General features: G+C 61.6%; 10 protein-coding genes and 1 pseudogene. 5 read left to right on the top strand and 6 right to left on the bottom strand.

The window, feature by feature from the left end; all coding sequences use genetic code 11:
- From traA to SAZ01S_RS21990, 3 genes are all read left to right on the top strand, one after another.
- On the top strand, positions 1-2980 hold a 2980-nt coding region (gene traA, locus SAZ01S_RS22010; protein ID WP_084584486.1), incomplete at its 5' end, for a Ti-type conjugative transfer relaxase TraA.
- Between the two features lie 2 nt (positions 2981-2982).
- Positions 2983-3693, top strand: a complete 711-nt coding sequence (locus tag SAZ01S_RS22005) for a DUF6118 family protein (RefSeq protein WP_084584485.1) — start codon at positions 2983-2985, stop codon at positions 3691-3693.
- A 660-nt stretch (positions 3694-4353) separates the two neighbouring features.
- A complete protein-coding gene (locus SAZ01S_RS21990) occupies positions 4354-4725 on the top strand; it encodes a hypothetical protein (RefSeq protein WP_084584484.1) in 372 nt (123 codons plus the stop codon).
- A gap of 77 nt (positions 4726-4802) precedes the next feature.
- On the opposite strand, the gene SAZ01S_RS23870 is transcribed toward SAZ01S_RS21990, so the two are convergent.
- The 3 genes from SAZ01S_RS23870 to SAZ01S_RS21980 form a co-directional block, all read right to left on the bottom strand.
- Positions 4803-6188 (bottom strand): AAA family ATPase, encoded by a 1386-nt coding sequence (locus SAZ01S_RS23870; protein ID WP_167693233.1) that lies wholly within the window; start codon positions 6186-6188, stop codon positions 4803-4805.
- A 212-nt stretch (positions 6189-6400) separates the two neighbouring features.
- Positions 6401-7336 carry a hypothetical protein gene (locus SAZ01S_RS23865; RefSeq protein WP_139810195.1) on the bottom strand — a complete coding sequence of 312 codons (936 nt, stop codon included), beginning with the start codon at positions 7334-7336 and terminating at the stop codon, positions 6401-6403.
- Positions 7306-7821 carry a hypothetical protein gene (locus tag SAZ01S_RS21980; RefSeq protein ID WP_139810194.1) on the bottom strand — a complete coding sequence of 172 codons (516 nt, stop codon included), beginning with the start codon at positions 7819-7821 and terminating at the stop codon, positions 7306-7308. The genes SAZ01S_RS23865 and SAZ01S_RS21980 overlap by 31 nt, the downstream gene beginning before the upstream one ends.
- A gap of 746 nt (positions 7822-8567) precedes the next feature.
- Between SAZ01S_RS21980 and SAZ01S_RS24680 the strand changes: the two are divergent.
- Positions 8568-8846: pseudogene (locus SAZ01S_RS24680) on the top strand (IS110 family transposase); the annotation flags it as partial.
- Between the two features lie 489 nt (positions 8847-9335).
- On the opposite strand, the gene SAZ01S_RS21970 reads toward SAZ01S_RS24680, so the two are convergent.
- Both SAZ01S_RS21970 and SAZ01S_RS21965 read right to left on the bottom strand, forming a co-directional pair.
- A complete protein-coding gene (locus SAZ01S_RS21970; protein ID WP_084584482.1) occupies positions 9336-11039 on the bottom strand; it encodes a UvrD-helicase domain-containing protein in 1704 nt (567 codons plus the stop codon).
- On the bottom strand, positions 11036-13036 hold the full coding sequence (locus tag SAZ01S_RS21965) for an ATP-dependent nuclease (protein ID WP_084584481.1): 2001 nt from the start codon (positions 13034-13036) through the stop codon (positions 11036-11038). Before SAZ01S_RS21965 ends, SAZ01S_RS21970 begins: the two co-directional genes overlap by 4 nt.
- Before the next feature lie 247 nt (positions 13037-13283).
- On the opposite strand from SAZ01S_RS21965, the gene SAZ01S_RS21960 reads away from it, so the two are divergent.
- Entirely contained in the window at positions 13284-14369 is a 1086-nt protein-coding gene (locus tag SAZ01S_RS21960; protein WP_218018147.1) for a DUF3102 domain-containing protein, read from the top strand.
- On the opposite strand, the gene SAZ01S_RS24310 is transcribed toward SAZ01S_RS21960, so the two are convergent.
- The coding region (locus SAZ01S_RS24310; RefSeq protein WP_218018146.1) for a hypothetical protein at positions 14326-14543 on the bottom strand (218 nt) is incomplete at its 5' end. The genes SAZ01S_RS21960 and SAZ01S_RS24310 overlap by 44 nt on opposite strands.

The following is a 14543-nucleotide window of genomic DNA, read 5'->3' as shown; positions in this document are numbered from 1 at the left end:
CGGATCGTCGGCGCTGGCCGCTGCCGCCTATCGCTCTGCGTCGCGGCTCCACGATCATCGGCTGGATCGGCATCACGACTTCTCGAACAAGGCTGGCGTCGTGCATTCCGAAGTGCTGCTGCCGGATGGCGCGCCCGAGCATCTCGCCGATCGGGAGAAGCTGTGGAATGCGGTCGAAGCGGTGGAGCTGCGCAAGGACGCGCAGTTGGCGCGCGAGATCGAATTCGCGATCCCGCGCGAGCTGAACCAGGCCGAGGGCATTCGGTTGGCGCGGGAGTTCGCGCAGGCCGAATTCGTGAACCGCGGCATGGTCGCCGACCTCAATGTGCATTGGGATATCGGCGCCGACGGCGAAGCAAAGCCGCATGCACATGTCATGCTGGCGTTGCGCGAGGTGGATGTCGACGGGTTCGGCAAGAAGAACCGCGACTGGAACCGCACGGACCTGCTGGAGAAATGGCGCGAGCGCTGGGCTGGGCACGTCAATGCTCGGCTGGCCGAACTCGACATCGACGCGCGCGTCGATCATCGGTCGCTGGAAGCGCAGGGGATCGATCTGGAGCCGCAGCACAAGATCGGCCCGGCGGCAGCACGGATGGCCGAGCAGGGGCTCACGTCCGAGCGGCTGGAAGAACATCACGAGATTGCGCGCGCCAATGGTGAGAAGCTGCTCGCCAGTCCGGCGCTGGCGCTCGACGGGATCACTCGTACCCAGGCGACCTTCACCACGCGCGATCTGGCGATGTTCGTGCATCGCCATAGTGAAGGGAAGGAGCAGTTCGATCAGGTGATGGCGGCGGTGCGTGCGTCGCCCGAACTGGTGAAGCTCGGCAAGGACGGGTGCGGCGAAGACCGCTTCACCAGCCGCGACATGATCGAGACAGAAGCGCGGCTGGAGCGCGCGACCGTGATGCTCGATGCTCGTCGCGGCCATGGCATGGACGAGCAGCATCGCAAGCTTGCCTTGGCACGCGCCGAGATGCGCGGGCTGGTCCTGTCGAGTGAGCAGCGCAGCGCCTTCGATCATGTCACGAGCGGCAAGGATCTGGGAGTGGTGGTCGGCTATGCCGGTACCGGTAAATCGGCGATGCTCGGCGTTGCCCGCGAAGCATGGGAGAGCGCAGGCTACCAAGTGCAGGGGCTGGCACTGTCCGGCATTGCCGCCGAGAATCTGGAGAGCGGCTCGGGCATCGCGTCGCGCACCATCGCCAGCATCGAGCATCAATGGGCGCAGGGCCGCGAGTTGCTGACCGACAGGTCGATCCTGGTGATCGACGAAGCCGGCATGATCGGCACGCGCCAGATGGAGCGGGTGATCGCCGAAGCCGAGAAGCGCGGCGCCAAGGTCGTGCTGGTCGGCGACCCCGAGCAGTTGCAGGCGATCGAGGCTGGCGCCGCGTTCCGCTCGGTCGCCGAGCGGCACGGTGCCATTGAGATCACCGACATTCGCCGGCAGCGCGAGGACTGGCAGCGCATGGCGACGCGGCAGCTCGCAACTGGACGCACAGTCGAGGCGCTGGAGGCCTATTCGCAAGCCGGCATGGTCGTCGACTCGGAGACCCGAGTCGAGGCCAGATCGGCGCTGATCGAGCGCTGGGACCGCGAGCGGATCGCCGATCTGGGTGCGTCGCGCATCATTCTGACGCACACCAACCAAGAATGCGATGAACTGAATGCGCTGGCCCGGGATGCGATGAAACGCAGTGGGGCATTAGATACTGATATTGCTGTCGAAACCACGCGCGGAGAACGCTTGTTCGGGGCTGGCGACAGGGTCATGTTCCTGCGCAACGAACGCAGCCTGGGTGTGAAGAATGGCAGTCTCGGCACCATCGAACAGGTCGATCACGTCCGTATGGCCGTGCGGCTCGACGATGGTCGCCAGGTCGCCTTCGACCATAAGAACTATGGTGACGTCGCCCATGGCTATGCCGCCACGATCCATAAGGCGCAGGGTGTCACCGTCGATCGGGTGCATGTGCTCGCAACGCCGGGGCTGGACCGACACGCCGCCTATGTCGCGCTGTCGCGGCACCGAGATGCGGTGCAGCTCCATTATGGCCGTGACGATTTTGTCGACCAGGGCAAGCTTGCCCGCACGCTGTCGCGCGACCGGCCGAAGGACAATGCGCTCGACTATGATACTGCCGCCGAGCGCTTCGCCGCACGGCGCGGCGTCGAACGGTCGCGCATCCTCGACACGCTTGCCAAAGAGGCGCTCGCTGAACCCAAGCGTAGCGCGCCTGCACCCGCACCGCGGCGTGGCATGTTCGACGGGTTGCGGCTGTCCATCCCCGAGCCCGAACGGGCACCAACCAAGCTGCGCTTCGATGGGCTCAAGCTGTCGGTGCCGGTGGCTGCCTCCGAGGCATCCGCAACGCAGAAGCTGGAGCGGGCGGTCGAAGGCTACGCGCGTGCCGTGCAGGATGCAGGCCGTATGATCGGGCAGAGCCGTGCGCCGCTCGAAGTTCAGAAGGCCGCGCTTGCCCGCACCGCCGAGGCGCTCAACGCGCTGCATCCCCACGGCGCACACGATCTCGATATGGCGTTCGAACGGACGCCCGGACTGGTCAGCGAAGCGGCCAATGGCCGCACCGCCAACGCCATGCGCCAGATGCAGCTCGAAGCGGAGGTGCGCACCAATCCCGAGCTGCGCGCGGATCGATTCGTGCAGGCTTGGCAGCAGCTTCAGGCGCGTCGGGGCAAGCTGAGCGGATGGGAGAATGAAGAGAAGCGCGCCGGTGTCGAGAACGCCATGCGCTCGATGGCGAAGGGGCTGGAGAAAGATCCGGCGCTGGGGGCTGCGCTCAGCCGCAGAGGCAGTCAGCTGTTTGGGCGGCAGTGGTCGCCTGAATGGGCGCCGGGTAGCCGGGATGGCGGTGTCAGCCGCGCGCTTGGCGACGATACTCGCACGCGTTTGGTCATCCGCCAGCTCACCTTCTCGATCGATCGCGATCGGGGCCTTGGGATTGGAATGTAGCCATGGGTATCCACGAACCTCCCGTAGAAGTGGACCAGACGGTCCAGGCGTTCAACGACATGTCACGCAAGCTTGCTGGGCTGACCGCTGCGGTCGACGGTTTCGCTGCCCGGCAGCAGGAATTGCATGCGCGCGACTATGGGCCTGACCTGGAGAAGATCCGCGACGGATACGACAAGCTTTGCGGCGCGATCAACATCCTGGCCAAGCGCCCGGCGATGACGTTGACGCCGCAGGATGTCGCGAATCAGATTGAAACGGCTGGCACAATGGGTCGTGCGGACGACCATCGGGCGTGGACCGGCGCCAGTCATGCCCTTGCAGGCACAGTTCAAGAACTGAAGGGGATGGTCGTGTCGGCGCATTCTGCTGAGACGCAGCAGCTCTGGATTGCCGGCGCCGCTGCTGTCGCGATGTTGGTGGGCTTCGTGTTCGGAATCGTCGTGCCGACGTGGATCGCGCGGGCGGCACCCGAGAGTTGGCATTGGCCGGAGCAGCAGGCCGCTGGAATCCTTGGGCGCCCGCCTTGGGACGCCGGTGTGCAGCTTATGCATGTTGCAAACCCACCGCAGGCGCGCGCTCTGGCCGAGGCATATCGGCTTTCAAAGGACAATGCGGATGTGCTTGCGGAATGCAGAGAGCGCGCAAAGCGGCTCAACGCCCCTGTAAAGTGCTCAGTCTCGGTTTTGCCGGTGGCGAGCAGCCATTCCTAGAAGCCACCCCTTCGGGGATCTGACCGCTACAGATTTGAGGGCCGCCTCTGGGACAAATCTGCCACGCCCGAGTTCTGGACTGAACGTCAGGTCTTGCCAGGAGCCGACATTCAACGCTCACTAGATCGTCCTTGCAAAGCGCCTGCAGCCGGCCCGGTAGCCAACTGGCGGCTCCTGGCGCAGAATCGCGGAACGCTGCCAACCGCAAATCAGGCATTCGACTTTCAATTGAGAGGTCCCAGGTTCGAGTCCCGGCGGACCCACCAGCCTCTCGGGACACCCAAGGACATCGAAGGACACAAGGTTGCCGGCGCAGCACCAGCGCCGAGACGGTGCGCTGGCTCGCGCGCGCGGCGCGATCGTCGCACACATACTCCGCGCGCCCGGCGCGGCATGCCGTGGCGGATTCGAAGTCCGGCGCCTGGACGCCAGCGATGCGGACCTTCGGCCCCTCGGCGCACCAGAGCGGCCCGTCTCCGTCGTGGACGCGGGTGACGGTGCAGGTGAATGGCTGGTGCACTGAGGCTTGAATGAAGGGCATGTGTCGAACCTTGGTTGAGTGATCGTCGTTGCGAAGGGCTAGCCTCGTTACGCCTCGCAAACTATCTGGCGCGTCGCGCCAACATCCGCGCGCACCGATTGTGGAAATTGACGAGGTAGATGATGATCCTGCTGGCATTTATGATGCTGGTACAAGATGTTGCGGCTGCCAAGCCGACGGAGGCTGAGGCAAGGGCAGCGGTTCAGGCTGCGAGCATTGAGTATTTCGATTGCGTGCGGCTGCACGCCGAAAGGTGGGCGGCTACCCGCGACGATGCGCAAGCGATCGCTGAAGCGGTCATCGCCGCATGCCCGGACGCAGAGGACAAGGTTCACAGCGCCATGACTGCGCAAATGATTGCGACCGGCGTACCCCCCGCCGCAGCTTCGCGCGGCTGGAAAGAAGGGTTGCAGGAGACTGTCTACAGCACCGCCAAGCGGCGTGCGATTATGTGGGTGCTGGACGCCAGACTGCTCGCCTCGAAGCGATAGAATTCCGACATTGATGAGCAGGGCGTCACCGCCCGCGATAACGGAGGTCCCGTTGCTCAGGTCTTCGCCTGCGTCAATCAACGTGGCCTCCCATCGCGGCAGGGGGCGCAGCGGCCACGGACGAGCCGCGGGCTGTCGTCGCCGCATTCGTCGCACACGCCTGGGGCGCCGACCGCTATCGGTTGCCGCGCCGCGCGCAGGCTGCGCTCGAGGTGCTGCTCGGCGAGCTCGTTCGCCTCGTCGATCGTGTCAGGCACGATGCTGTCTCCGCAAAAGGTGTGGTTGCGCCACAGCTGTTTGCGAGCAGTGCGGCGGGAATTTGGATCGGAAAGCTTGGGCATGTTCGCTCCTCGTTGATGGAGCAGCCCAATAATCTCGCGAGGCGCAAGAAGACCAAAGACGAAGCCTAGCTTCTCTTCCGATTGTTCGCTTACCCGGATCGATATCAATCGAAACAGCCATTCCGACTGCCGCCGCGCGATCCTTCGGCGCAATTTCGTCGAGCAACTCCAGATAGAGCTTTCGAACCCTTGCCTTCTCACGTGGCCGGCACAGCCGATAGAGCTCCCGCACGACTCTAGCACCATAACCCGATGGCCTGACGTTTTCGTCGCGCGTTGCCTCCCCATTTTCCGCCCCCTCGGACCATGCGTCGGCGGATGAGGCAAAGCCTCGACGCGGTCGGTCAGCCATATACCATGCGGGTCGCGGTCTCCGGGAAGCAAGCGGGTTGCCGCCACGACCTTCAGATGCGGTCCGGGCTGCGGCATAAGCGCGCTCCCAACCGACCATCCAGATGCCTCGTCCAGTCCGTCGAACACTACAACCACGCGTCGACCGTCGGGCGGCGGCTCGCGCAAGAGGCGGCAGGCAAAGTCGATCAGATCAGTGGCGGAAGCAGGCCGAGGCGGGTCCTGGCCATATAGACTGCCCACCTGTGCAGCCAGCAGCGAAGGAGCGATCTCGACGGTTTGGGTCTGGAACCGTTGGCTGATCGGCACGAAGAGCAGGTGTGGGCTCTTTGCATCTGCCCGATCAACCTCTGCGAGCAGCCAGCGCACTAGCAGCGCTGATTTCCCCCGCCCGGCAGGCGCAGTTATCAGCAGCGCACCCTTGCTCGCCTCCGCGTCGAGCCATGCGCTGAGTTGAGCAAGCTCGCTCTCCCGGCCGCAGAAAGCAACCTCGCGGTCGCCTTCTCCAATGTAGTGTTCCATGAAGCGCCGCACGGCTTCGGGATGGGCGCCGGCATTTGTGCGGCTACGCTCAATCAAAAGATCAATCTTGGCGAGCGCCACCAAGTTGAACAGCGCGTTAGCCGGCTGGCGCGCTTCGATCGAAAGCCGGGCGGCTAAATTGCTTTGATAGCGCTCGACTATTGCTGAAAAGCCACCGATCCCAGATACATTGATTTGCTCGGGCTCGAAGCCAGACGCTGAGGCGATCGCGTGAAGTTGCTGGTACAATCCACCGCACCAACAATTCAATGATGGCATGTAGAGTTTCTGCAGCGCTGCAGGAAGATTCGTTTGCAGGCTAAGTAGTGCAGCTGGCTCTACCCTATGTGTCCTTGAGGGCGCGACTGGCCATCACAAAAACGAGTGACTGGTGATGCAGGCAGGATGATGCCAGTTGCGACGCGTTGCTGCGAAAAATTTAGGTTCGGGCTTCCCCAATTTCAGTGCGCTCCTAGCCCAAATATTTCCTGACACTGGGGTAAGTTAACCTGCGCTGGCGTTGTGACTTGTCCGTCGAGCCCTCGCTTCAGCGAGGCTTTAACCAGCCGCGCGAATCTCGCAAAATCCCTGCGGCGGTTGTCTTTGTCGGATGGTCCGAAGAGCCTTTCCATATCGTGTTTGTAAAGGATGATCGCAACTTCGCGAATCGGTGTGGCAGTTGGAAGAGCGCCAACAGCGCGTGCAATCCCGCTAACCGAATTTAGCATCCTGCACTTCACCAATCCTCGTTCGGAACCCTTGAGTGATCCTTCTGTCATCGCGTACAAGGCAGACCCTACCAACGGCATCGCCACGCTTGTAGTACCGTTGGCGCTTAAGCCCCCTAGGCAGGAGCTGACACCTGCAGCGAGCCTTTCCTGATAGAAAAAGTTTCGCTGCGAGATGCTGCCCCCACCTCGATTGTCTGTGGCGAGTAGGCAGACTGAGCCGGGCAGGGTCGCGTCCGTCGGCACCGGCAGGCGCACGGTCAGGTTTCCGACGCCGAGATCGAGGAAGTTGTAACGACGACTCTTTGTCCTCGCGGCCTCGATGGATTTGTTTAGCGCGTGCATCACGCCCGGGTACTGTGTTGCTCTTCTAACGAACACACTTTGAGTCACCGGAAATGAGGCGGCAAGATCGCCGGAGGTGTTAGTCGGGACGATCACGCCGCTTGGTCGGTATCGGCCATCGGCAAGCACCTCGTCCATGTCGCCCACTACGATGAAGACGCGCGGGCCGTCTTGCTTTTTTCTTGCGTCGACGAAAATCGACGGAAATGCTGTCGCAGACGATAGATCAAAATAATAACGTTCAAGCGTAGACTGAGCTACCGCATTCTCTGGTAAGGAGGTAGAAGATATGACTAGCGGTGCAAGTAATATCCTGAATCGCATGGCGCATTCTCCGATACCTCTGCGTGACGTACTGACCAAACTTTTGTGATGCGCTGTGCGGCGATAATTGCATTCTGCTCGGCCTGCATCATTGCTTCAGTAGACGTTGGTTCATCTGTATCCAAAGGCGCATTCGCCTTCAGCGTCTGGCAAGCCTTCGAAAGATCGTCGCGCGCAGCAGTGAAGCTGCGAAGCTCATCAAGCCAGCAAAGGACAATGATGCAGAGCGTTAAGGATCCGATTACGAGCGGAAGCTTTCTCGCCACTTCGCGGCCCGTCGGGCGCCGAATACCATCCTTCCCGACGAAGGTCCCAAGGAGCATGCCGAATGCGAAGGCAAACACGGCGTAAGCAATCTTGGGCGCATGTTCCAAAGCCATTTCGACGGGCGCGATATATGCGACGCCCGCGAGAAGAAAGAGCGTGATAACGAAGCCAATCGAGGCAAACGCAAACCAAGCGCCTTTGGCACGCTCCATCGACATGCTCCCACCCTTCTTCTAACGATACGTGAGTCTCTGGGTGGTGCAAGATCGAAAATGCGAGGGGTGCCAGTTCAACATGGCCAATGATAGCTGCGATCGGGTGGTTGGAGACAGATCTGAGTGATATAGATCGAGGTTGAGTTCACCATTCGTTCAGTCATACTTTACTGTCTTGTTCGGGCGATCTGTCAGGACGGGCGCTTATCGATCGTTGCTGTTAGCTGTTGACGTTCTCACTCAGCCACGCTGAGGTTCGCCAACCCCTCCCTGATCTGTCTTCCGCAAGGCTGTCCGGCGTGCAACCATTACTTGAGCACGCTCAGAGGGTGTGTGGACCCGACATACTGATCGCTGGGCGCTTGCCACATCGCCGCCCGATTGATACAGAACAAGAACAGCCTTCTGGGCAGCGCTGCTTTAGCAGCTTAGGCGACAGACGATCTTGGTCACCATGCCACTGCGCATCGCCACGAACTGACCGACGCCATTCGTGCGCGGGCGGGAGTGCGAAGCTATGAGCAACCTAAGGCTGCCAAGCCAGCTTCCCAGGCTCGCCTCTTTCCTTCCGGTTGGGGATGCGGTCGACTCCATGGACATTCACTAAAGGGCGGCAGCCGCATGAGGTAGTAGGCGAGCGGGACAGGATCCGCAATCGCCGCTCCGCCCGCCCGCGGGAAGAAAGTCCATATTGCGAAGTCCGGAGATATCCGTAGCTCGGCAAGAGCTTGCGTGCGACCGATACGGTCGTGATCGAGGCGACGGGCAACTGCATGGCGGTGTCGCGGGTGCTGTCGCCGTTCGTGGCGCGGGTGGTGATCGCCAATCCGCTGCAGGTGAAGGCGATCGCGCATGCCCATGTGAAGACCGACAAGGTCGATGCGGGGACGCTGGCGAGCCTGTATGCGGCGGGCTACTTGCCGGAGATCTGGACGCCGGATGCGGTGACGGAGCGCAAGCGCCGTCTCGTTGCGCGCCGCTATCAGCTCGTCCGGCACCGGACGCGGATCAAGAACGAAGTGCATGCCATCCTGCACGCGCATCTGATCCCGCCGTGTCCGCACGCCGACCTGTTCAGCAAGGTCGGGCGCGCCTGGCTCGAACGGCAGCCGGTGCCCGATGACGAGCGCGTCGCCATCGAGCGGCATGTTCGCGAGCTGGATCGGATGGGGGAAGACCTTGCTGCCCTCGACAAGGAAATCGCCGCTGAGGCGCTTGATGACGCCTCGGTTGCGCGGCTGACCAAGCTCACCTCTACGCTTGACGGCGCCGTGCTGGTAGCCATCGACATGTCCAAGAACCGGCAGGAGGTACTCATCGAGCGACCGGAAGGCGGCCGGCGGCGGCGGATGGGCAGTAAATGGACCGGCGGTTTTCGAACTGGAACCTTTGAAAAGTGCCGTTTTCTGGCATCTGGCGCGGCATTTCTTCCTGCCATCGGATGATCGCGTGATGCTCAAGCGCTTTGTGGCGCGCCGCGGCTGACCCGATAGCCCGGGCATGCAACGGCATCCATCTTACAGGAAATGACAGGCGTCCGGCCCGAACAGCGACGCGACGCCATTGTCCTTGGTGTTGGAGCGCGGCGCCAGATCAATCACTGCGAGATTGCGTTTTGCGCGCGAGCAGCAAACGTAGAAGATGTTACGACTTCGGCTCCAGCGCTTCTCGTTTGAGACCTTGTCCTCGCCGTTCAGATATTTGGTGAATGAATAAAGGTTCCAGTTGGCGCCAGCGTCGTCGAGGATAACGGCAACGTCGTCGAATTCGGCACCCTTGACGCCGTGCTTGGTCGCGTAGGGAGTGTGGTCTTCAAAAAAGGCGGTGTAGTCGGTTACCTCGCAATAAGGCAGCGCGAAAAGACCGGCATAGAAGGCGCGATCGCGATTTTCACGATCGGCCGCTTCTGCATCGAGCCCGGCCAGATCGAGCTGTCCGCCATCGACGCGGAGCGCCAGTTCTTCGGGCATCGCAATCAGCGAAGACGTGCGGAGATGGGTGAGGACGTCACCGATCGTACCCGCACCCCGCACTTGCAGGAGCGTATCAAGTGCCGCGCGCGACGCCGCCTTGCTGGCATTGCTGGCGAGGACGTGCCCGTGGCGCTTGAGCAGCGAAACGGTCTGCCCCTGGCTCCCCTTCTCCCAAGCCGTGGCAACCGGCTCGACGCGTGTCATCATAAAATCGATGATGTCGTCATCGCCACTCACCAAGCGCTCACGATGAAAACCGCCGCGCGCGCCGTAGACTTCGAGCAGCCCGCCATAGCCTGCCTTTCGTCCGATCAGCCGGTGCGTCAGGTACAGCTCCTTGATCTCGGCCGGCCAGTGAAGCGTCTCGCGCAGATACTGCTGCGCTTGTTCGAGACCCGCCGCGTCGCCGGTAGCAGGATGCACATAGACGACCGAACCAACGGCATTGTTGTCAGCGGGCACCTGTTCGATATCGGTGCGGATGCAGTTGAGCAGTGCGATGACGGCGAGGGAACAGCGGCGATTATCGCTTTTGACGATCGGGGTCAGCAGTGCGGCATAATCTGCGGGAATCTCGCCGACGCCTGGATGCTCGCCGCCGTGATAGATGTTTTGCATTTTGTCGCCGAACAGGCCCAGGACGAGCGCGCCGCCGCTATTGGGCAGCAACGAGCCCAGCAGGACGTCAACCACGGCGCGACTGGTGTCCTGATACTCGTCGACGAAAAGGAAAGGAAATTTCGCTGCAATTAGCTTCGACAGCAGCGGATTGTCGGCGAACACGATCCGCGCGACCCCGAGTAGGTCGTCGTGATGCAGTCGGCCTTTCAGCAGATTGGAGCCGCGATCCGAGTAGCTGATGGTAAGGGTCGGCAGCGCCGCCGCGAGCTCGGCCGGGTCTTTGCGGCGGCTGCTCGTGGCCTTCAGACCGTCATTATATTTTGCCACCGCTCGGCGCAGCGCACGCTGGTGGCCGACCAGCACATCCCACAGGAAATCGTGGATCGTTGAGATGCCGACCAGCGGATCGTGTCCGATCCGTTCCGCGATCTCGTCCTTGGCGACGTTGGTGAAGGTGATGCAAGCAATCGTCTGTCCGCTGCGCACCAGCGTCTGGCGCCGAGTCGCGAGCAAATGCCGCAGCGCCTCGACCAGCGAATAGGTCTTGCCCGCGCCAGCGCCGGCATCGAGCAGGAAGCTCTGCCCAGCCTGGATCGCAGCGACGATCTTGTCGTGAACGTCGGTCATGCCGGCTGCGCCGCCAGCCAGCGGAGGCCATCGGCGATATATTTGGGGGTAACCCAACCCGGGTTCAGGATTAGATCGAGCGCAAAGTCGACTTTCGGCAGCTCGAGATCGAAGGCGGCCGCCGTGAGCACACCAGCATCGCCTTCGGGCAACCGGCTTCCGGTGCCGATCAGCGACGCCCGGCTTTGCACCAGCCAGTCGGCATTGGCGTAGACGAACGCTTCCTCAAAGCTCCGTCCGCAAGGAAGATGCGCCTGATCGGGCACCTGATAGGCGACCTGGATCCTGCCCGAGGTCTTGCTTGCGGCATCGGCGGCGACCAGCACCTGCAGATCGGCCGAACCCGGCAGCCATATCCTGAGCGTGGCGTTACTCGTCGAATGGCCCTGCGCAACCGGACATTTCTTTTTGTCCGCGCCGACCGCATCGAGGTCGGTGACGATCAGCGTGGGGACTTCGATGAATTCGACCAATTCCTTGAAGGCGTGCGCATAGGCGCCGCCCACCTCGATCACCGCCAGATAGCTGCTGGTGAGGTCACCGGTCCCATCGGCGGCCGCCAGCGCGATCATCTTGGGGAGCAGCAGGCGCTCGACGGCACCTTCGATCAGGATCGCCTTGTCGCAGAAAAACAAATCGCACCGCGTCAGCGTCAGATAGCGCCTGAGGAATTCCAAGGCCTGCGCGGCCGCCGCGTCGGTCTGGCTGGCCTGGAACGCAAGCAGATCCTTGACCACCGCGCGCGGGCCGCGGCGCCGGAAATAGCGCACCGGCGAAAAGCCGCAATTAGCGACGATGTGCGATGAGTGGGTGGTCAGGATAAGCTGCGCGCCTTCTTCTTCCTCGGGGTTCAGGAACGCCTCAGCCTTGTCGATGAACACGGTCTGCATCTGCGGATGCAAATGCGCTTCAGGTTCCTCGACCACGATCAGATGTACGCGTGGCGGGCTGCCTCCGGCGTTGCGCACATCGTCGCGGAATGCCTTGAGCTGGAGCACCATGTAGATGAGGTTCTTGAAGCCGAGGCCGTTATATCGCTCCGGCAGATCGTAAGTGACGGGCGCCGCCCCATCGACCGAGTCGAGCTCGGCCGCATAATAGACCCGGGTGTTGTCCTTGAAGATGGCCGACGCAGTGAGCTCCGCTCTGATCGTCAAATTCGGCGTGCGGGGATAGCCGAACTGCAGCAGCGACTTGGTCAGGCCATCGAAGGCTGCAGCATATTTGCCGGTTAGGCCGACTGCCTGCTCCCTGACAACGCGTTCGAGCTCCTCATAGCTCGCCGGATCTTCGATCTTGTGACGTTGCTCATAATGGCTGTTGAGCAAGCGTGAGAGCCGCGTGGCCTGGCTGCCGCTCTCCCGGTCTTCCATGTGCCGCTGGGCGGGCAGGAAATCGACCTTAATCAGTTTTGCTAGGATGCCGCGATCTTCGAGTAGCTCGCGATCACCGCCTGCGGGCGCGCGTTTGTAGAGCAGAAAGCCATAATAGGCGTTGAGCCGGTCGGCTAGAAAATCGACCAGTGTTCCTTGGCTGGTCTCGCGCCACGCCCGGAAATCGCGCCGCAACTGCTCGGGATCGCGCGCGGCGAACTCGAGTTGAGCGACGATCCGCCACGACTGCTCGTCGAGATCCATCAGCAGCATCTCGGCGATCCGCAGATCATCGGGATTGTCCGAATAATCGAAGTGCAGAGTCAGCATGATCCGCGGGATCGGCGGAAGGTGTACCGGTTCCGCATCCGCGTCCTCAACCGGCTCGGGATCTGGCTCGAGCGCGGCCGCTTCGAACGTCGAAAAAGCCGCATAGCTGGTGATCGAGAAATCGCTGATTTCAGGCTTGTCGCCCCGCAGCAACAGCTCCAGTGCCTCAGCCATCGACGTCTTGCCACTGTTGTTCGGACCGACGAAGACAGTGATGTTTCTCCCGGCATCGAGCGCGACAGATGCGCTTTCCAATAGCCGAAAGTTCTCGATGTCGACCTTGACCAACCTCATGCTGTACCCCCCGCTCACCTTGCTAAACCCGAAGACGGATTTCGGGAAGCATGATTGCCTCCACCGAAACGTTGCAATCTTGGGGTTCAGGGATAGCAATGCGAACGCCGCTGGCGGCGTGCCCGCGCGGACAGATTCGCGCCCCCTCAAAGAGGGGATGCCAGACCGGCTGCTTCTCGCGGATCAGGCAGCCTCGTACTCATTGGCTGAGCCTGCTAGAGTTGACCGAAAAGCACCGGAGAGCTCCTTGGAAGAAGACGCTGAATTCCTGTTTCGCTTCGACCCGGATTTTCCAACTGCTGATGTCATTGAGATCGGTCGGCGCCTGACAGAATCGAAGGCTCTCATTCCAGGCTGGATCGGGCCTGAGGTCGGCGCCTTTGACATTCGTGCGGTCGTTGTGGCCGAGCATTTCGATGGCTGGTCAACGATCCTTCTGCCTGATCGCAACATAATTTCCCGCATGGCTCGCATCGCCCGAGAAGGCGAGCTTGGGACGAGAGATCATCCCACAAACATTGCTGTCCTGCTCATGGCGTTCGCGCAAGCCGTCAACTTCAACATCGAACCCGGCCTGGCATTCCATGAGCTGGCCCAGCGGGAAAACAACCAATCTGCGCTCAACGAACTCCGGTGGTTTAGGACCGCCGACACCGGCGGGCACGCGCGGGAATGGATCGACCTCGCACTTGGACATAAGACAAGCATAGCCACCGGCGAGATCCTTGCCGAGGAGGCTCTCGACCTCACCGCACCCATCCGCCGGTGGCGGTGCAACTATGTCGTCGCGATGAAGATAGTAGAGCTCGAACTTGGCCCTAGCAAACCGGCTGACAAGCTCATGGCATTGCTCGATTGGATGAACGAAGATTTCCTGCTCGCCTCACCAGCGCTCATCTTCGCAGCGCGGTACTGGGCACCAAATCTACCGCGAGCTAGGCTCATCAAACACGTCAAAGCGCCGGACCGATCAAGAGTGCTCAAGGGAGCCCGCAACGCGGCATGGGACATCACCTATCTGAGCGAATTCATCCGCAGGGTGAGCGATGGCGTCGCCAAGAAAGAGCAAATCGTTCTCGCGACGGGTGATCGCCTCCTGGCAGAGATTGCACCGATCTTACTGAGCGGACGCGAAGGCGAAGAGCGGCATCCAAGTCTTGAAGAGTCGCTGTCACGGTGGTGGCCCGCAAAGTTCACGTCGCGTTTCTGCGATGCCTTTTTCGAGGCTGCCGAACAGGCTGCTGGCCGCAGCCGCTGGGAAAATGAAACGCAAGATCCGGTCGACCGGTTTACCATGCAATTTGAACAGGATCTTCTCGCCTCGAAGCCGTGACGTGATCTTGCGCTGTTTGCGCGATAGCTAGGACAATCTTTTCGACAAGGCGCACAGCGCCGACATCGCGATTGTCGGCTAGCGGCAGCTTTCCGCAAGAGCCGGCGGTCCGGCTTGGGTTCTGAAATGGCACAAGCTGATCGACCGTGACCTCCGCGTGCTGCTGATCGGCAA

It is taken from the genome of Sphingomonas azotifigens NBRC 15497 (genome assembly GCF_002091475.1).
Taxonomy (GTDB): domain Bacteria; phylum Pseudomonadota; class Alphaproteobacteria; order Sphingomonadales; family Sphingomonadaceae; genus Sphingomonas; species Sphingomonas azotifigens.
This window is presented reverse-complemented; position numbering and strand designations above follow the sequence as displayed.